The sequence below is a fragment of the Mesorhizobium sp. WSM4845 genome (genome assembly GCF_055811455.1).
Genome location: NZ_JBVVQA010000037.1, coordinates 12,815 through 32,766 on the forward strand (window position 1 = coordinate 12,815; position 19,952 = coordinate 32,766).

Sequence of the window (19,952 nt, forward strand, 5' to 3'; positions counted from 1 at the left end):
CTTGCAGTGCGTTTCAATATGTATATACATAACCGCGGCCGATTGAAACGGAAAAGATGATGGCTGGAGAGAGCAAAAGCCGGGCAGGGGAGATCCGCCTCTGGCGCAATGCGCGTCTGGCGACCATGGCCGACAGCGCCGCCGGACTGGGTATCGTCGAAGACGGCGCGATCGTCGCCCGCGATGGTCTGATCGTCTATGCCGGCCCGGAAGCCGACATGCCGGCAGCCTTCAGCCAGAATGCCGAAATTGTCGATTGCGAAGGCCGCTGGATCACACCCGGCCTGATCGACTGCCATACTCATCTGGTCCACGCCGGCAATCGCGCCAACGAATTCGAGATGCGGCTGGCCGGCGCCACCTATGAAGAGGTCACCAGGGCCGGCGGCGGCATCGTCTCGTCGGTCAAGGCGTTGCGCGCTGCCAGCCAGCAGGAATTGGTTGCGCAGTCGCTGCCGCGCCTCGAAGCGCTGATCGCCGAAGGCCTCACCACCATCGAGGTTAAGTCGGGCTACGGGCTCGATCTCGAAAACGAGAAGAAATCGCTGCACGCCGCGCGGCTCCTGGGCGAAAACCGTCCAGTAACGGTAACAACGAGCTTCCTCGGCGCGCATGCCCTGCCGCCTGAAGCGAAAGGCGACAAGGACGCTTTTATCGATCTGGTCGCAAACGAGATTTTGCCGGCCGTCACCGCCGAGGGCCTGGCCGACGCGGTCGATGGTTTTTGCGAAGGCATCGCCTTTTCGCCCGAGCAGATTTCTCGCGTGTTCGACGCGGCGAAAGCAGCGGGCCTGCCGGTAAAACTCCACGCTGACCAATTGTCCAATCTGCACGGCGCAGAACTTGCGGCGCGCTATGGCGCCCTGTCGGCCGACCATCTCGAATACACTGACGAGGCGGGTGCGGCGGCGATGGCGAGGGCCGGAACCGTGGCGACGATCCTGCCCGGCGCCTACTATTTCATCCGTGAGACCAAGAAGCCGCCGATCGGCCTGTTTCGCCAGCATGGCGTCAAAATGGCGGTCGCCACCGACTGCAATCCCGGCACCTCGCCGCTGACCTCGCTGCTGCTGACCATGAACATGGCGGCGACTTTGTTTGGTCTGACTGTTGACGAATGCCTTGCCGGTGTCACCCGCGAGGCCGCCCGCGCGCTCGGACGGCTCGGAAGCACCGGCACGCTGGAGGCTGGAAAATCGGCCGACCTGGCGATCTGGGACATCGAGCGCCCGGCCGAACTCGTCTACCGCATGGGCTTCAACCCGCTGCATGCCCGCATCTGGAGGGGACAATGAGTGAACTCAAACTCAAGCCGGGCAACACGACGCTGGCCGACTGGCGCGAAATCTATCGTGGCGCGATGCCGAAGCTGGACGCGGCCTGCTGGCCAAAGATCAAGGCCAGCGCCGAGGCCGTTGCCCGCATCGTCGCCAAGGGTGAGCCGGTCTATGGCATCAACACCGGTTTCGGCAAATTGGCCAGCGTCCGTATCCCCGCCGCCGATCTCGAGACGCTGCAACGCAACATCGTGCTGTCGCATGCCGCCGGCGTCGGCGAACCGATGCCGGTCGGTGTTTGCCGGCTGATGATGGCACTGAAGCTGGCCAGCCTGGCGCAGGGCGCCTCCGGCGTGCGGCCGCAGACCATTGAGCTGCTCGAAGCGATGCTCGCCAACGACGTCATTCCGGTGGTGCCGGCGCAAGGCTCGGTCGGCGCATCCGGCGACCTCGCGCCACTGTCGCACATGACAGCGGTGATGATCGGCGTCGGCGAATGTTTTACCCCGCATGGCCGGTTCCCGGCCAAGGTCGCCTTTGTCTCGCACGGGCTGGAGCCGGTCACGCTTGGCGCCAAGGAAGGGTTGGCGCTGCTCAACGGCACGCAGTTCTCGACCGCCTATGCGTTGGCCGCCTTGTTCGACGCCGAAGTGCTCTACCAGTCGGCGCTGGTCGCCGGTGCGCTCTCGACCGATGCCGCCAAGGGTTCCGACGCCCCCTTCGATCCGCGCATCCACCTGCTCAGGAGGCATCCTGGCCAGATCGAGACGGCAGAGGCGCTGCGCAACCTGATGGCCGGCAGTGCCATCCGTGAATCGCACCGGGTCGGAGACGAACGCGTGCAGGACCCGTACTGCTTGCGCTGCCAGCCGCAGGTGATGGGTGCAGCGCTCAGCGTGCTGCGCCAGGCCGCCGGCACGCTGGGCACCGAGGCCAACGGCGTCACCGACAATCCGCTGATCTTCGCCGAGGACGACACAGCACTTTCCGGCGGCAATTTCCACGCCGAGCCGGTCGCCTTCGCCGCCGACATGATCGCGCTCGCCGTCTGCGAGATCGGCTCGCTGTCGGAACGGCGCATCGCCATGCTGGTCGATCCGGCGCTGTCGGGCATGCCGGCCTTCCTGACGCCGAAGCCAGGCTTGAATTCCGGCTTCATGATCCCGCAAGTGACGGCGGCGGCACTCGTCTCGGAAAACAAGCAAAAGGCCTATCCGGCCAGTGTCGATTCGATCCCGACCTCGGCCAATCAGGAAGACCACGTCTCGATGGCGGCACATGGCGCGCGCCGGCTGATCGGCATGATCGAGAATGCGACGGCCGTCATCGGTATCGAATTGCTGGCCGCCACGCAGGGCTGCGATTTCCATGCGCCGCTGGCATCGAGTGCGCCGCTCGAAGCGGTACGCAGGCTGGTCAGGGCCGAAGTGCCGCATCTCGACAATGACCGGCATTTCCACCCGGACATGGAAAAGGCCATCGCCATGGTGCGCAGCGGCGCTGCCGTGAAGGCAACGGGCGCGGTGGCGCTGCCGGGAATCGCGTCGTGAGGGCGCACACCTCGATAGGTCGCGATCCTTCGCGCCGTAGAGCGCCGGCGCAGGGAGACCATTCATGACTTTACCCTCCTGGCTCACTGTAACGCCCGGCACCGCCCCGCTGCTGGTCTCGATCCCGCACACCGGCATCGATCTCGTCGGCCTTGAGAACCGGCTGGTGTCGCCTTGGCTCGGCCGCCGCGACGCCGACTGGTGGATCGACAAGCTGTATGACTTTGCCGAAGACCTCGGCGCGACGGTGGTGCATACCGCGATCTCGCGCACCGTCATCGACGTCAATCGCGATCCGTCTGGAGTCTCGCTCTATCCCGGCCAGGCAACCACCGGCCTGTGCCCGACCGAGACCTTCGACGGCGATCCGCTCTATCGTGTCGGGGAAGAGCCTGATGCCTCGGAGGTCGACGAGCGCCGCGAAAAGTACTTTGTGCCTTACCATGCCGCCATGCAGGCCGAGATCGACAGGCTGCGCGCCGTGCACCGGAAGATCGTCCTCTATGACTGCCATTCGATCCGCTCGATGCTGCCGCGGCTGTTCGAAGGCACGCTGCCGGTGTTCAACCTCGGCACCAATGACGGCAAAAGCGCCGACCCGGGCTTGCAGGCAATGGTTGGCCAGATCCTCGCCGAGACCGGCGAGAGTTTTGTCGTCAACGGCCGCTTCAAAGGCGGCTGGATCACGCGCCATTTCGGCCAGCCGCACAACAACGTCCATGCGCTGCAGATGGAACTGTCCAACCGCGGCTATATGCGCGAGCCCGAGGGCAAAGGTACGCCCGACAATTGGCCGGTGCCTTACGACCCGGCATTCGCCGCGCCGATCCGCGCCACACTGAAGCGGATCCTGGAAAGCGCGATTGCCTGGGCCGGGCGCTGACGCATCGTCGCGCAGCTCATTCGAAAGGAAAAATGACGCCATGACCGATCCTCGCCACAACCTCCGCGAAGTCCGCAGCCCGCGCGGCAGCGAGCTCAACGCCCGCACATGGCTGACTGAAGCGCCGTTGCGCATGCTGATGAACAATCTCGATCCCGACGTCGCCGAAAACCCCAACGAACTGGTCGTCTATGGCGGCATCGGCCGCGCGGCGCGCACCTGGAACGACTTTGATCGCATCGTCGCCTCTCTGAAGACGCTTGGAGACGACGAGACGCTGCTGGTGCAGTCGGGCAAGCCGGTCGGCGTGTTTCGTACCCACACCGATGCGCCGCGCGTGCTGATCGCCAATTCCAACCTCGTGCCGCACTGGGCGACATGGGAGAAATTCAACGAGCTCGATAAGAAGGGCCTGATGATGTACGGCCAGATGACGGCCGGCTCGTGGATCTACATCGGCACCCAAGGCATCGTGCAGGGCACCTACGAGACCTTCGTCGAGGCTGGCCGCCAGCATTACGACGGCAATCTCAGGGGCAAATGGCTCCTGACCGGCGGCCTCGGCGGCATGGGCGGCGCCCAGCCGTTGGCCGCGGTGATGGCCGGCGCCTGCTGCCTGGCGATCGAATGCGATCCCGACCGTATCGATTTCCGGCTGCGCACTCGCTATGTCGACGAACGCGCCGACACGCTCGACGAGGCACTGGAAAGGATCGAGCGCTGGACCAGGGCCGGCGAGGCGAAATCGGTCGGCCTGGTCGGCAACACCGCAGACATCGTGCCGGAACTGGTGCGGCGTGGCGTGCGCCCCGACCTGGTCACCGACCAGACATCGGCGCATGATCCGCTCAACGGCTATCTTCCCAAGGGCTGGTCGCTCGCCGAATGGCGCGAGAAGCGCACCAGCGACCCGAAGGCGGTCGAAAAGGCGGCGCGCGCGTCGATGCGCGAACATGTCGAGGCGATGGTGGCGTTCTGGAATGCCGGCGTGCCGACGCTCGACTATGGCAACAACATCCGCCAGGTGGCGAAGGAGGAAGGGCTCGACAATGCCTTTGCCTTCCCGGGTTTCGTGCCGGCCTATATCCGGCCACTGTTTTGTCGCGGGATCGGTCCGTTTCGCTGGGCAGCCCTCTCCGGCGATGCCGAGGACATCTACAAGACCGACGCCAAGGTGCGCGAGCTGACACCCGGCAACACCCACCTGCACAACTGGCTCGACATGGCGCGTGAGCGCATCGCCTTCCAGGGTCTGCCGGCGCGCATCTGCTGGGTTGGTCTCGGCGACCGCCACCGGCTCGGCCTCGCCTTCAACGAGATGGTGGCGAAAGGCGAGCTCAAGGCGCCGGTGGTCATCGGCCGCGATCATCTCGATTCAGGCTCGGTTGCCTCGCCGAACCGCGAGACGGAATCGATGAAGGACGGCTCGGACGCCGTGTCCGACTGGCCGCTGCTCAATGCGCTGCTCAACACCGCCTCCGGCGCAACCTGGGTATCGCTGCATCATGGCGGTGGCGTCGGCATGGGCTTTTCGCAACATGCCGGCATGGTCATCGTTGCCGACGGCACACGCGAAGCGGCCAAACGCCTGGAGCGGGTGCTATGGAATGACCCCGCAACCGGCGTCATGCGCCACGCCGATGCCGGCTATGACCTCGCCATCGACTGCGCCAGGGAGCACCAGCTCAACCTGCCAGGCATCCTCGGCTGAACCGCGCCTTGCGCATCCTCCGGGCAGCCGAATACCGGTCCATGCCGTGGAAGAACGGCGGCGGGGTGACGACGGAAATCGCCGTCTCGCCCGCAGGTGCTGCGCTCGACGATTTCGACTGGCGCGTCTCCATGGCGCGCGTCGAAAGCGGTGGGTCATTCTCCGAATTTGCCGGAGTCGACCGGAGCTTGGCCGTGCTGGAAGGCGAAGGGATCATCCTTGATTTGGCCGGCCGCCCGGCAGCTACGGTGACCAAAACGTCCGCCCCGCTTTCCTTTCCGGCCGATGTGCCGACGGAAGCGGCGCTGATCGCCGGTCCGATCGCCGATCTCAACGTCATGACACGGCGTGGACGGATGACCCATGCCGTCGAACGCCTGGTGATTTCAGCCGCGACGGACATCCAGTCAGCCGCCGATGCGACCCTCATCCTGTGTGTTGACGGCGAGATCTCGGTGGCCGGCGCGGCGCCTGTCCACATCGGACCGCGCGACGCGCTGTTGCTCGGGCCGGACGACGCTCTGTCACAGCGCCTGGAGCCTGCGCGACCAGCGACGCTGTTCGTGATCCGCATCGATCGCGTTTCGGCAAACGATTAACGCCTGTTTCGAAACATGATCACAACACCGGCGAAATATGCCGTAAGCTCAAGCCCAGATCACGAAAAAGCCTGAATCCTTCCGTCGATCAACTCCCGGCGGGAGGGAGGTGGTTCGTCTGCAGGTCTTGGTGCGAAAATAAACTTTCGGCCCTTGTTTCGATGCAACTAATTCCATTTCAATCGGTTCTAGGGACATTGCCGTGGCGGTGACGCCGGTAACGCGTCCCCCATGCGGAATTTTCAATGAATATCCAGACAGACCCCACCCAAATGGAAAAGACAAGCGCGAGCTTTCCGGCCATCACGGAAGAGCCGATACGCTCCAATTTCCTGCCGGAAGAGCGCCTGCGCACGCTGGGTGCAAGCCTCGCCAAGGGTGACGTCAAGGATCTGTTCGGCCTGGAGCCGTTCGATTTCCAGCCACGCGTCCGCGACAGCGCCAGCAAGATTCTCGAAGTCTACCGTTCGACCAATGCCGCGCAGGCGAGAGGCGAGACGATCACGCCGGCGGCGCAATGGCTGCTCGACAACAATTATCTGGTCGAAGAAACCATCTTCCAGGTCAAGCGCGACCTGCCACGCCGCTTCTATCGTCAGTTGCCGACCCTGAAACTGTCCGACGGCGCCAGCGTGCCGCGCGCCCTTGCGCTGGCCTGGACCTATGTCGCCCATTCGGACAGTTCGGTCTCGGCGACCATGTTCAAGGCGATCGTCGAAGGCTTTCAGGCCGTCGAGCCGCTGAAGATCGGCGAACTCTGGGCGCTGCCATCGCTGCTGCGCTTCGTTTTGATCGAAAATCTTCGCCGGATCGCGGTTCGGGTCAGTCGTACCCGGCAGATGCGCCAGATTGCCAACGAGGTCGCAGACCGCGTGCTGGCACTCGATGAAACCGCCGACCGTCAGGCGATCCTGTCGAACTACGTCGCCCATGCACAAGACACCACCTTTGCCACCCAATTGCTCTACCGCCTGCGCGACGGGTCGCAAAATGCCGGCAGGGCGCTGGAATGGCTGGAGGGCGAGCTTGAAAGGTCCGGCTCCGATGCCGAGGAAATCATCATCAGCGAGCATCGCACGTTGTCCAGCGGCAACGTAACCACCGGCAACATCATCCGCGGCCTCAGGCTCATCAACGATATCGACTGGACGGTTTGGTTCGAAGACGTCAGCCGCATCGACACCTTGCTGCGCGAGCGCACCGATTTTGCCGCGCTCGATTTCTTCTCGCGCGACCAGTACCGGACCGCGATCGAGGAAATGGCGCGCCGCTCCGATCGTTCCGAATTCCGCGTTGCTGAAAAGGCGATCGAACTCGCCGGCCATGCCGCTGTCGCCGATACCACCGTCACCGGTCCGACCGCTCACACCGACGTCGGGTTCTTTCTGGTCGGTCCGCGCCGGCTGGAACTGGAAAAGGCGATCGGCTATCGGCCGACGGTCAGCGTCACGATCAAACGGGCGTTCCACAAGACCGGATGGCTGGGCATTGTCGTGCCGGTGTTCGCGCTGACGGTCCTGCTTCTTGTCCTCTCCGGCAACGCCCTTGCCAGTCTCGGCCTGTCCATACCGTCGATCGTCCTGATGCTGGCGCTGTTTGCCGTGCCGGCCAGCGAAGGCGCGCTTGCCTTCTTCAACACCGTCGTATCGTTGTTCCTGAAGCCGACGCGCCTCGTCGGCTACGACTATAAACGCGGCATGCCGCCCGAGGCGCGCACGCTGGTGGTGGTGCCGTCGCTGATCGGCTCGCGCGACGACGTCGAGGAGAACATCCGCAACATCGAAGTGCACCACCTGGCCAACACGGCGGACGAAATCCATTTCGCTCTGCTTTCGGACTGGCCGGACAGCAAAACCGAAATCGATGCGGCGGATATCGAGATCCTCCAATATGCTCGCGACGAGATCGCGCGGCTGAACGCCCGCTATCCCAGCGAAGGCGCGCCGCGTTTCTATGTCCTGCACCGCCGGCGGCTCTACAATGAATCCCAGGGCGCCTGGATGGGCTGGGAACGCAAGCGCGGCAAGCTCCACGAACTGAATCTTCTGCTGCGTGGCGACAGCGACACCACCTTTCTGCCGCTGGACGTGCCGTTGCCGGAAAAGGTCATCCATGTGATGACGCTGGATGCCGATACGCGCACCACCCGCGATGCCGTCGCCAGTTTGGCTGGAAAGCTTTGCCATCCGCTCAACCGCCCGCATTACGATGCGGCAAAGCGCGTCGTCACCGCCGGCTACACCATCCTGCAGCCGCGCATCACCGCTCCGCTGACCAGCGGCGACGACGCATCCTTCTTTCAGCGGGTCTTTTCTGCCAATCGCGGCCTCGATCCCTACGTATTTGCCGTCTCGGACATCTACCAGGACGTCTTCGGCGACGGCTCCTTCACCGGCAAGGGGCTCTATCACGTCGACGCCTTTGAGGCGGCGCTGAAGGGCCGCATCGAAGAAAACACCGTGCTCAGCCACGATCTGCTCGAAGGCGCGTTGGCGCGCGCGGCACTGGTCACCGACGTCGAACTGGTCGAGGACTATCCGACCCGCTATTCGGTCGACGCGTCGCGCCACCATCGCTGGGCGCGCGGCGACTGGCAGCTTCTGGGCTTCATTCTCAATCCGCGTTCCGGCGTGCCGGCGCTGTCGCGCTGGAAGATGGTCGACAATCTGCGCCGGTCGCTGACGCCGATCTTCTGGGTGATGGCCGCGATCGCCGGCTGGACGCTGCTGCCCTTCACCCAGGCGGCGCAATGGCAGGCGCTGCTGATCCTCACACTTTTCATGGCGCCCACATTCGACATCGTCCACGCCATCCTGCCGAAAAGCGGCGACCAGACGCCGCGCGGTCATTTCTCGGCGCTGGCGCGCGACGTCGTCTTCGGCACCGCCCTGGTGGCTCTGAAGATCGTGCTGATGGCGCATCTGGCCTGGATGATGGGCGATGCCATCATTCGCACGCTCTACCGCCTGTTCGTCAGCCGGAAGAACATGCTCGAATGGCGCACTGCCTCGCAGGCTCACAAGATCGGCGACAACGATCTCGGCTCCTATTACGGCATGATGTACGGCGCTGTGATCGTCGGCGTCGTCGGCCTCGCCATCCCTGTTGTGGCCGATTCCACCGGAGCTTTCGTCGCCTTCTTCTTCGCGCTGTTCTGGATCGGCTCGCCGGCCTTCGCCTTCTTTATCAGCCGCTCGGCCGAAACCGAGGACCGTTTGCGCATATCGGCGGCGGACATCCATGTGCTGCGCACGATTGCGCGGCGCACATGGCATTATTTCGAGACCTTCGTGACGGCCGAGCATCACAATCTGCCGCCCGACAATTTCCAGGAAAGCCCGGCGCCTGTCGTGGCCCCCCGCACCTCACCGACCAATATCGGCGTCTATCTCCTGTCAGTTGTTTCGGCGCGCGATTTCGGCTGGATCAGCCTGTCCGACGCCACCACCCGCATCGACGCGACGATGTCGACTATCGAGAGCATGCCGCGTGAGCGCGGCCATCTCTTCAACTGGTATGACACGACGACGCTGAAGCCGCTCTATCCGCTGTACATTTCCGCTGTCGATAGCGGCAATCTCGCCGGCCATCTGGTGGCGGTGGCGGCAGCCTGTGCCGAATGGGCGGAAGCGCCTGCAGTCCACCTTCAGGGCGACTTCGAGGGTATCCTCGATACGGTGACGATCCTCGACGAAAGCCTGGCGGAGTTGCCTGACGACCGCCGTCAGTTGCGGCCGTTGCGCCAGCGACTTGCCGATCGCCTCGATGGCATGCGACGCGCGGTCGAATCGATCAAGGCACAGCCCGAGATGGCTTCGATCCGCACCATCAATCTGGCCGTTCTGGCCGGCGAGATCCGCAAGCTCGCCATCGCCATCCATACTGAGGCCGCATCGACGCAGAGCGACACCATCGCCGACTGGGCGGCGAGACTGGAAGCCACCTGCGAAGCGCATGTCCATGACGCGCATAGCGACGACACTGCCGTCGAGGCGCTGCGGGCCAAGCTTCTGTCGTTGCGCGAGCGTACGCGCCGCTTTGCCTTCGAGATGGATTTCTCCTTCCTCATGCGCAAGGAACGCAAGCTTCTGTCGATCGGCTACCGGGTCGAGGAGCATCAGCTCGACGAAAGCTGCTACGACCTGCTGGCTTCCGAGGCGCGGCTGACCAGCCTGTTCGCCATAGCTAAGGGCGATCTGCCGACGGAGCACTGGTTCCACCTCGGCCGGCCGATCGTCGAGATCGGGTTCAAGGGCGCGCTGATGTCCTGGTCCGGCTCGATGTTCGAGTATTTGATGCCGCCGCTGGTGATGAAGGAGCCGCAAGGCAGCATCCTTAACCAGACCAGCAAGCTCATCATCAAGCGCCAGATCCAGTACGGCCGCTCGAAGGACGTGCCTTGGGGGATTTCGGAAGCGGCCTACAACGCCCGCGATCGCGAACTGACCTACCAGTACACCAATTTCGGCGTGCCCGGGCTGGGCCTGAAGCGAGGTCTCGGCCAGAACACGGTGATTGCCCCTTATGCGACCGTGCTGGCGGCGCAGTTCACCCCGCGTGAATCGGTGCAGAACCTGGCCAGGCTGCGGCGGCTCGGCGCCCTTGGCCGGCACGGCTTCTACGATGCGGTCGATTTCACGCCGCAACGCGTGCCGGAGGGCACCGACCATGTCGTCGTGCTGAACTACATGGCCCACCATTCCGGCATGTCGATCGCCGCCGTCGCCGACGCCATCTTCGAAGGACGCCTGCGCGACCGCTTCCACAGCGATCCGGTGATCGAGTCGGCCGAGTTGCTGCTGCAGGAAAGAGCGCCGCGCGACATCCCGACCGCCACCGTCAGGACCGAGGCCGACGAACGGTCGAAGGACGAAACGGAAGCCGAAAGCCCCGATACGCGCATCGTGCTCAACCCGCTCAAGGCGCTGCGTTCGACCAGCGTCATGTCCAATGGCCGCTACTCGGTCATGGTTACCGCGACCGGCTCCGGCTATAGTCGCTGGGGCGAGCTTGCCGTCACGCGCTGGCAGCCGGACCCGACCGAGGATCGGCTTGGCTCCTACATCTTCCTGCGCGACTCCGGCACCGGCGACTGGTGGTCGGCCACCGCCGAGCCGAAGCGTGCCACCCACGAAGAGGTGCGGACGCTGTTCTCCGACGACAAGGCGAGCTTCGTCAAGTCAGTGGGATCACTGCGTTCGGAGGTCGAATGCATCGTCATTTCGGAAGGAAATGGCGAAGGCCGGCGGGTGACGCTCTACAATGACGGCCCGGTCGACCGGCATATCGAAGTGACCTCGTTCGCTGAACTGGTGCTGGGCTCCGAAGCATCCGACAACGCGCATCCGGCGTTCTCGAAAATGTTCGTGGAAACCGAAATCGCTGCGAATAACGCAGCGATCTTCGCCACCAGACGTAAGCGGGAAACGGACGAGCCTGATGTCGCCATGGTGCATTTCGTCACCGACCCGTCTGGGTCGACGCGCGACGCCGAGGCCGAAACCGACCGGCGCGCCTTCATAGGCCGCGGCCGCACCATTACCGAGGCCGCCGCCTTCGATCCCGGCGCCAAGCTTGGCGGCCATTCCGGCTTCACGCTGGATCCGGTCGCGGCACTTCGCCGACAGGTGCGCGTGCCGGCCAACAAGAAGATAGCGCTGACCTTCTGGACTGCCGTCGGCGCCAACCGTGCCGAACTCGAAGAAGCCATTGCGCGGCTTGATCATCCGGAAGCCTTCGCGCGCCAGGCGATGCTCGCCTGGACCCGCTCACAGGTGCAGACCCGGCATCTCGGTCTCAGCCTTGCCGATGCCGCCAATGTGCAGAATCTGGCGCGCTACCTGATCTATCCGGATCCGTTCCTGCGGCTTCCGGCCGAATCGATCGCTTCCGGGCTCGGTAGGCAATCGGGCCTATGGCCGACCAGCATATCCGGCGACTTTCCGATTTTCCTGGTCAGGATCGGCGATGTCGCCGATCTCGAAATCGTTGCTCAGGCGCTCCGCTTCCAGGAATACATGCGCGCCCGAGGCATGATGATCGACTTTGTCGTCATCAACGAGCAGGCTTCGTCCTACGTGCAGGACCTGCAACGGGCGGTCGAGACGCTGTGCGAAAACAGCCGCCTGCGCGGCAAGGAGCTAGGACCCCGCCAGCACATCTTCGCGGTGCGCCGCGACCTCATGGACGAGGCGACCTACAAGACGCTGCTGGCCACTGCTCGCGTCGTTCTGCACACGCGCAACGGCACCATCTTCGATCAGATCGAGCGCGCCGAGGCCGCTGCGCTGCAAGCGCGGGACGCCTTGCAGCCGGCGGGTGCAGCAGCGCTTCGTGAACCGTCTCCGCCGGCGCCACAGACGTGGGCCCAAGCCTCGTTCGACGGCAGTGCCGACGGCAGCGGGCTTAACCAGTGGAACGGTTTTGGCGGTTTCGAGGGCGACGGACGCCACTATGTCGTGCGCCTTGCTGGCCGCCGCACGACGCCGCAGCCCTGGATCAACGTCGTCTCCAACGCCTCGTTCGGTTTCCACGTTTCGGCTGAGGGCGCTGCCTTCAGCTGGAGCCGAAACAGCCGCGACTATCAACTGACGCCGTGGGCGAACGACCCGGTCACCAACCGGCCAGGCGAGGGCATCTATATCTACGATCATGCCAGCGGCCGGGCGTTCTCGCCGCTGGCCGCCGTGGTCCGCGATCCCGCCATGACCTACGAAACATGGCACGGGCAGGGGTTTTCGACCTTCCGTTCGAAGCGCGGGCCGCTGTCGATGGACCTTACCCATGTGGTGGATTCCGTCGATCCGGTGAAAATCTCCCGGTTGCGCATCCAGAATTCCGGTTCGGGGCCGGCGCGCCTGCGCGTCTATGCCTATGCGGAATGGGTTCTTGGCAGCCATCGTTCGCGCACGGCGGCGACCATCGTTCCCTCGAGGGATGCCGCGACGGGCGCGTTGCTGGCGCAAAATCCCTACGGGCTCGATTTCAGCGAGCGGGTCGCCTTCCTGGCCGCCGACGGCGCGGCACACTCGGTGACGGCCGACCGCGGCGAGTTCATCGGCCGAAACGGTACCAGCGAACTCCCGCAAGCCGTGCTCAGCGGCGCAAGCCTGTCGGGCCGCGTCGAGGCGGGCGACGATCCTTGTGCGGCAATTGCACGCGACGTCGACATCCCTGCCGGCGGCGACGTGACGCTGCTCTGGCTGCTCGGCGATGCAGCCTCTGCCGAGGAAGCCAGCGCGCTGGTACAGCATCATGGCAGCAAGGATTTCGATCAGCGGCTGACTGACAATGAACGCACCTGGCGAGGGTTTCTCGACACCATCCAGGTCGAGACGCCGGACAGGGCGCTCAACGCGATGGTCAACCACTGGCTGCCCTATCAGAGCCTTGCCTGCCGCATCCGCGCCCGCTCGGCGTTTTACCAGGCGAGCGGCGCCTTTGGCTTCCGCGACCAGTTGCAGGACACGCTGGCCCTGCTTCTCCATGATCCGAAACTGGCGCGCGACCAGATCCTCAACGCGGCGCGGCGGCAATTCCCCGAAGGCGACGTGCAGCATTGGTGGCTGCCGCGAACCGAGGCAGGCGTCCGCACCATGATTTCCGACGACGTGGTCTGGCTCGCCCACGCCACGGCACACTACTTGCTGGTGACCGGCGATACCGCGATCCTCAGGGAACAATTGCCCTTCATCGAAGGGCCGTCGCTGGAAGAAGGTGAGCACGACGCCTTTTTCACGCCGGAGATATCGAAGAAGACCGCTTCACTCTATGATCATTGTGCGCGCGCACTTGACCTTGCCATCAAGCGCAGCAGCCCCGCCGGACTGCCGCTGATCCTCGGCGGTGACTGGAACGACGGCATGAACCGTGTCGGCGAGCACGGTAAGGGCGAGAGCGTCTGGCTGGGTTGGTTCCTGCTGAAAACGCTGGGCGACTTTGCAGCTGTCGCCAAGGCGGAAGGCGACGCCAAGCATGCGCAAGCCTGGACAAAACACGCCGGCGTGCTGAAGCGGGCGCTGGAAAGCACGGCCTGGGACGGTGAATGGTACCGTCGCGGCAGCTTCGACGACGGCACGCCGCTGGGGTCGCGCAGCTCGCAGGAATGCAAGATCGACTCGATTGCCCAGTCGTGGAGCGTGCTGTCGGGCGAGGGCGATCCGGCGCGATCGACGACGGCGATGCAGCAGGCGATGAAAATGCTCGTCGACGACGAGCTCAACATCGTAAAGCTTTTCACCCCTCCCTTTTCCAGGACGGAACAGAACCCAGGCTACATCAAGAGCTACCCGCCGGGTGTCCGTGAAAACGGCGGCCAGTACACCCACGCAGCGACATGGTTCGTCATTGCGCTCGCCGAAATGGGGCGCGTCGACGACGCCTACCGCTGCTTCTCGATGCTCAACCCGGTCAACCATGCGCTCGACGAGGCCGCTGCCGAGCACTACCGCGTCGAGCCTTACGTCGTCGCGGCGGACGTCTACGCCGGGCAAGGCAAGGGCGGCCGCGGCGGCTGGACCTGGTATACCGGCTCGGCCGGGTGGCTTTATCGCGCGGCGGTCGAAGGCATCCTCGGCATCGAGCGCAGGGGCGAGCGCATCCAGTTCAGGCCGAAACTGCCCAGCCATTGGGATGGCTATGCGGCAACGCTCAAGGTGCTGGGGGCCGAGCTCAGGGTTCAGGTTGTCCGCGACAAGAAGGCCAAAGCCGTCTCGCTCGAGGTAAATGGTAAAAAGACGAAGGCTTCGTCTTTCGAACCGAAAGCCGGCGACAAGGCCGATCTGGTCGTCAGGATACCGGCGTAGCTTCAAGGATTTGGAGCGTCTTTGTACATCTTGAGGATGTGCGTTATTTAAAGTTGCTCGAGCAATTCTATTGCGCATGAGATGTCCCAAAAGCCGATGCAGGCTTTTGGGATTCGTACATGCCAAGTTGCTGATTAAAATTTCGGCAGTGCTTCCGGCCTGCCACGATTTTGCCGCAAGGCTGACATTTTACCTTTTTTCTCAAACCGTTAGGTGATCACGACAGATTTCGCAGCGTCGCCATCTTTTGTTCGCGAATTGGGAACTGAAGGGGTACGAGGGCATTGTTTCGCGACACGTCAACGAGTACGAGTCAGAAAATGATGCAGTGCACAATAACAATTTGCCGGAGTAGCTGAAGTGTCCCTTCTGCAAATCTACTGGAGAGCGCTCGGTTATCTCGCTGCCGACAGAAAACGCGTCGCGTTTATCTGTGGGGCGAATGTCGCGCTTGCGATTATCGCCATCCTTGAGCCGATCATGTTCGGACGGGTGATCGATGCCATTTCCGATAGCGGCTCGGTCTTTTCGACGCTCGGACTATGGGCCGGTATCGGCGTCTTCAACGTCATCGCCTTCGTTCTGGTGGCGCGCGGCGCGGACCGTTTTGCCCATGCGCGGCGCAGCGAGGTTCTTTGCCAATCATTCGAGCGCGTAATCACCATGCCGCTTGCCTGGCATCATCAGCGCGGCACCTCCAATTCCCTGCATACGCTGCTGCGCGCGGTCGAGACCTTGTTCAGCCTCTGGCTCGAGTTCATGAGGCAGCATTTGTCCACGGTTGTCGCGCTGGTTCTGCTGGTGCCGACGGCGCTCAGCATGGACATTCGCATGTCGATGGTCCTGCTGGCGCTGGGCGCGCTTTACGTCGGAATTGGCCGGCTGGTGATGCGTCGCACCAGGGAAGGCCAGGCGTCCGTGGAGCGGCATTTTCACCAGGTGTTCGCGCATGTGAGCGACTCGGTCAGCAATGTCGCCGTGCTGCAGAGCTACAATCGCATCGGCCACGAGACCGACGCCTTGAAGCGCTATGTCAAGAACCTGCTTGATGCCCAGTATCCGGTGCTCGACTGGTGGGCGTTGGCCAACGCCCTGCACCGTCTGTCGTCGACCATTTCGATGATGGTCGTGCTGTTGATCGGCTCCTATCTGGTCATGCATGGCCAATTGCGGATCGGTGACGTCATCGCGTTTACCGGCTTTGCCACGCTGCTGATCGCCCGGCTCGACCAGATGTCGGCCTTCGCCAACCAGATTTCGGAAGCCAGGGCCAAGCTCGAGGAATTTTATCGCCTTGAGGACTCCGCGGCCGAGGCCGCCGAGCCGGACGGGTTGCGTGACCTGGTCAACGTCACTGGTCATGTGCGTTTCGAAAACGTCAACTTCGAATTCGCCAATTCGGGGCAGGGCGTGAACGACGTGTCGTTCGAGGTCCATGCCGGGCAGACCGTGGCCATCGTCGGCCCGACCGGCGCAGGCAAGACCACGCTGATCAATCTCCTGCAGCGGGTCTTTTCGCCGTCCAGCGGCCGGATCCTGATCGATGGCATCGATACCCGCACGGTGACCCGCAAGTCGCTGCGCCACTCGATCGCCACCGTGTTCCAGGATGCGGGCCTGCTCAACCGCTCGATCGAGGACAATATCCGCGTCGGGCGCGCCGAGGCGACCTATGATGAGGTCCACGCCGCCGCGAACGCCGCTGCCGCGCAGGATTTCATCCTGTCGAAGAGCAACGGCTACGATACGGTCGTCGGCGAACGCGGTGGACAGCTTTCGGGCGGCGAGCGCCAGCGTATCGCAATCGCGCGCGCCGTGCTGAAGGATTCACCCATCCTGGTGCTCGACGAAGCGACCAGCGCGCTTGACGTCGAGACGGAAGACCGCGTCAAGGAAGCGATCGACGAATTGCGGCGCGGCCGCACCACCTTCATCATCGCGCACCGCCTGACCACTGTTCGCGATGCCGATCTGGTCGTCTTCATGGACAAGGGCAAGGTGGTCGAAATGGGTGGCTTTGCAGAATTGTCGATGCGCAATGGCCGCTTCGCCAGCCTGCTGCGCGCCGGCGGCCTGCTAAACGACGAGGAAGTCCGCCGCCTCAGCCGAACCATCACGGACGCGGCCGCCTGAGTTCTTCCCTTCTCCCCTTGTGGGAGAACGTGTCGCCGAAGGCGACGGATGAGGGGTGCTCCAGCTTGGCGCCGGCCTCCCTCAGGCCAGCACCCCTGATCGGACCGAGCTTCGCTCGGCCACCTTCTCCCACGGGGGGGAGAAGGCAAGACCCCGCCTGCGACACGGTGCTGTAGTTGCCCCAAGCCTGTCACCGGTTTATGTAAAGCTGCATGAGTGACATGACTTCGCGCCTCAGCGGCTGGATGGATTTCGCCAACCCGACGCGGTTTGTCGGGTTGGCCGACAAGGTGGTGCCGTGGCTGGCAACCATCGCCACACTCCTCCTGGCCGCCGGGCTCTACATGAGCTTCACGGCGCCGGAGGATTTCCAGCAAGGCATCACCGTACGTATCATGTACATCCATGTGCCCTTCGCCTGGCTGGCCATGATGTGTTTCACGCTGATGGCGGTTTCCGCGTTGGGCACGCTGGTGTGGCGCCATCCGCTGGCCGACGTCGCGCTCAAATCGGCGGCACCCATCGGCGCCGTCTTTACAGCGCTCGCGCTGATCACCGGTTCGATCTGGGGCAAGCCGATGTGGGGCACCTGGTGGGTGTGGGATGCGCGGCTGACCTCGGTGTTCGTGCTGTTCCTGATGTATCTCGGCATCATTGCGCTGACGCGGGCCCTCGATGATGCCGCGCGCGCCGCCTGGGCCGCTGCAGTCATCACCCTGGTTGGATTCATCAACATCCCGATCATCAAATTCTCCGTCGACTGGTGGAACACGCTGCATCAGCCGGCTTCGGTGATCCGGCTCGGGGGGCCGACCATCGATCCCAGCCTGTTGCGGCCGTTGCTGGTGATGGCTTTGGGCTTTACCGTGCTGTTCTTCGCGCTGCATCTGATGGCGATGCGCACGGAAATCCTGCGTCGCCGGGTCATTGCCATGCGCCGCGTCGCGGCACGGCAGGCCGAACGGCAATCAGCCTGACTCACTTCAGCTTTGCCCCTCGCAGGCTCAGGGGGTCAAAGCTCGAAAGCCAAGCAATTGGCTTTCCGTCCGCTCCGCGGACCGCTTCTCATCCCATGCGGCCGCGCGCCGCCACCGGCAGCGTCTCCAGCACCTGTTCTCCGGCGATCAAGTGAACTTCGTCGAACAGATTGGTGACGACGCAGCAATGGTCGGGCACGATGCGCACGCGCTCGCCGATACGCAGCCTGGCGTCGCCGGAAAGCGTGACGTTGCCGTGCTCCTCACTGAGGCTGGTGACGGTGGCGCCGGGAGTACCCAGCAATTCGCCGAAATCGGGCAGCCCCAGCGTATCGCTGGACAAGGCCTTGCTGCCGGCATCGAGGATGGCCCGTGTCGGCGTCGGATGGCTGACCACCGTCGACAGCACCGTCAGCGCGCAATCGTCGAGGCTGCCGACGCCCTTGGCGACCTGGTAGCGGTCGAGATAGATGTAGGTGCCAGGGCGGTACTCGGTGACGACGGAAGCCTCGCTTGCGCGCCACAAATCCGGCGTGCCGCCGCTGGAGATGCGTTCGCAGGCGAGGCCGGATGCGGCGAGCGCCTGGCGCGCATCGGCGAGCCAAGTCTCGGCCTCGGCGGCGCGGCCTGCCGCCGGATAGGTCATCAGCCCGCCGAAGGCGAGCCCCCTGGCCTTGTCGATCTCCCTGGCCAGCGCGACAGCCTCGCTGGCCGACTGGACGCCGCAGCGGCCCATGCCGGTATCGCACTCCACCAGCACCTGTAGCGGCCGGCCTGGATCGGTGAAGGTGGCGGCGAGACCCGCAAACGTCTCCATGCTGTCTGACGTCACCGACAGCGTCACGCGGTCGTGCAGCGCCTTGAGGCGCTCCAGCTTGGCCCTGCCCAGAATGTTGTAAGGCAGAAAAATGTCGGTGAGCCCAGCATCGGCCATCACCTCGGCTTCACCGATCTTTTGGCAGGTGATACCGACCGCACCCGCTGCGATCTGCTTCTTTGCCCAGTAAGGCAGTTTGTGGGTCTTGATGTGCGGCCTGAGCTTCAGCCCTTGGCGGTCGGCGTGGGCCTGCGCCCGCGCGATGTTGGCTTCGGCGCGGTCGACGTCGATCAGGATCGCCGGCGTATCGAGTTCGTCTATGCTCAGCATGGAATGCCACCATCAGGAAACTGGTTGCCGTTATGACCTTGATTGGACCGGATGTCATGAGGCCAGCTCATGCAGTTTACGTCGACACCGTACCGGGGTTCGGCTATTCGGTTTGGAGATCGCCTAGGCCGACTGGAAGGAACCACGACCATGAAACGCTCCGCTATCAACGACATCATCCGCGACGCCGATGCCTTCATCCGTTCGTTCGGCTACATCATGCCGCCCTTCGCCTATTGGTCGCCGGAAGAGATGAAGGCTCGCCGGCAGGATTCGTCGGCCATCTTCTCCTCCCGGCTCGGCTGGGACATCACCGACTACGGCCAGGGCAAGTTCGACGAGCTCGGCCTCTTCCTGTTCACCGTTCGCAACGGTCGCTACGAGGACATGAAGAAGGGCATGGGCATGCTCTATGCCGAAAAGATCATGATCTCGCGCAAGGATCAGCTGTCGCCAATGCATCGCCACAATATCAAGGCCGAGGACATCATCAACCGTGGTGGCGGCAAGCTGGTGCTGGAACTGTTCATGCACGATCGCGATGGCGGCATCGATCCGAAGGCCGAGGTGTCGGTGCCTGTCGACGGAACCATCCACAGGCTGCCGGCGGGCGGGCTGCTGAAGCTCGATCCGGGCGAGAGCGTCACGCTTTTGCCAGGCATCTGGCATGCGTTCTGGGCCGAGGGCAAGGATGTGCTGATCGGCGAGGTGTCGACCGTCAACGACGATCTCACCGATAATGTCTTCCGCGAACCGATCGGCCGCTTCGCGGACATCAACGAGGATGTAGCGCCGCTGCACCTGCTCGTGTCCGACTATGAGAAGTGGGTGGGCTAGGAGGCAGCCTTGCTGCTCTAATTTGCTCGATTGA

At 63.7% G+C, this 19,952-nt stretch carries 10 protein-coding genes; 9 read left to right on the top strand and 1 reads right to left on the bottom strand.

Annotated features, from left to right (window positions below; genetic code table 11):
- The first annotated feature begins 59 nt into the window (after positions 1 to 59).
- The 8 genes from hutI to AC0L2C_RS29440 all read left to right on the top strand — a co-directional run bounded on the left by hutI (position 60) and on the right by AC0L2C_RS29440 (position 17,934).
- Positions 60 to 1,295: an imidazolonepropionase gene (gene hutI, locus AC0L2C_RS29405; RefSeq protein ID WP_287239476.1), complete on the top strand. Its 1,236-nt coding sequence runs from the start codon at positions 60 to 62 to the stop codon at positions 1,293 to 1,295.
- Complete coding sequence (gene hutH / locus AC0L2C_RS29410; RefSeq protein ID WP_473525073.1) at positions 1,292 to 2,827, top strand: histidine ammonia-lyase; 1,536 nt, start codon at positions 1,292 to 1,294, stop codon at positions 2,825 to 2,827. Before hutI ends, hutH begins: the two co-directional genes overlap by 4 nt.
- 64 nt (positions 2,828 to 2,891) lie before the next feature.
- Positions 2,892 to 3,710 (top strand): N-formylglutamate deformylase, encoded by an 819-nt coding sequence (gene hutG / locus AC0L2C_RS29415; protein WP_128247824.1) that lies wholly within the window; start codon positions 2,892 to 2,894, stop codon positions 3,708 to 3,710.
- A 40-nt stretch (positions 3,711 to 3,750) separates the two neighbouring features.
- Positions 3,751 to 5,421: a urocanate hydratase gene (hutU, locus tag AC0L2C_RS29420; protein ID WP_128247823.1), complete on the top strand. Its 1,671-nt coding sequence runs from the start codon at positions 3,751 to 3,753 to the stop codon at positions 5,419 to 5,421.
- A gap of 8 nt (positions 5,422 to 5,429) precedes the next feature.
- A complete protein-coding gene (locus AC0L2C_RS29425; protein ID WP_128247822.1) occupies positions 5,430 to 6,020 on the top strand; it encodes a HutD/Ves family protein in 591 nt (196 codons plus the stop codon).
- Positions 6,021 to 6,265: 245 nt separating this feature from the next.
- Positions 6,266 to 14,824, top strand: coding sequence for a glycoside hydrolase family 94 protein (locus AC0L2C_RS29430; RefSeq protein WP_128247821.1), 8,559 nt, complete (start codon positions 6,266 to 6,268; stop codon positions 14,822 to 14,824).
- A 360-nt stretch (positions 14,825 to 15,184) separates the two neighbouring features.
- Positions 15,185 to 16,957: a glucan ABC transporter ATP-binding protein/ permease gene (locus tag AC0L2C_RS29435; RefSeq protein ID WP_128170259.1), complete on the top strand. Its 1,773-nt coding sequence runs from the start codon at positions 15,185 to 15,187 to the stop codon at positions 16,955 to 16,957.
- A 212-nt stretch (positions 16,958 to 17,169) separates the two neighbouring features.
- On the top strand, positions 17,170 to 17,934 hold the full coding sequence (locus AC0L2C_RS29440; RefSeq protein ID WP_023803199.1) for a heme ABC transporter permease: 765 nt from the start codon (positions 17,170 to 17,172) through the stop codon (positions 17,932 to 17,934).
- A gap of 88 nt (positions 17,935 to 18,022) precedes the next feature.
- Here the strand turns inward: AC0L2C_RS29440 and AC0L2C_RS29445 are convergent, their stop codons facing one another.
- Positions 18,023 to 19,081, bottom strand: coding sequence for a D-TA family PLP-dependent enzyme (locus tag AC0L2C_RS29445; protein ID WP_128170260.1), 1,059 nt, complete (start codon positions 19,079 to 19,081; stop codon positions 18,023 to 18,025).
- 150 nt (positions 19,082 to 19,231) lie between these two features.
- Between AC0L2C_RS29445 and AC0L2C_RS29450 the strand changes: the two genes are divergently transcribed.
- Complete coding sequence (locus AC0L2C_RS29450) at positions 19,232 to 19,918, top strand: D-lyxose/D-mannose family sugar isomerase (RefSeq protein WP_473525074.1); 687 nt, start codon at positions 19,232 to 19,234, stop codon at positions 19,916 to 19,918.
- The last annotated feature ends 34 nt before the right edge of the window (positions 19,919 to 19,952 follow it).

Bases quoted from the DNA above. Each gene is read 5' to 3' on its own strand.
- hutH (WP_473525073.1), top strand. From the start codon at position 1,292: ATGAGTGAACTCAAACTCAAGCCGGGCAACACGACGCTGGCCGACTGG.
- AC0L2C_RS29450 (WP_473525074.1), top strand. From the start codon at position 19,232: ATGAAACGCTCCGCTATCAACGACATCATCCGCGACGCCGATGCCTTC.
- hutG (WP_128247824.1), top strand. From the start codon at position 2,892: ATGACTTTACCCTCCTGGCTCACTGTAACGCCCGGCACCGCCCCGCTG.
- hutU (WP_128247823.1), top strand. From the start codon at position 3,751: ATGACCGATCCTCGCCACAACCTCCGCGAAGTCCGCAGCCCGCGCGGC.
- AC0L2C_RS29440 (WP_023803199.1), top strand. From the start codon at position 17,170: ATGAGTGACATGACTTCGCGCCTCAGCGGCTGGATGGATTTCGCCAAC.
- hutI (WP_287239476.1), top strand. From the start codon at position 60: ATGGCTGGAGAGAGCAAAAGCCGGGCAGGGGAGATCCGCCTCTGGCGC.
- AC0L2C_RS29445 (WP_128170260.1), bottom strand. From the start codon at position 19,081: ATGCTGAGCATAGACGAACTCGATACGCCGGCGATCCTGATCGACGTC.
- AC0L2C_RS29430 (WP_128247821.1), top strand. From the start codon at position 6,266: ATGAATATCCAGACAGACCCCACCCAAATGGAAAAGACAAGCGCGAGC.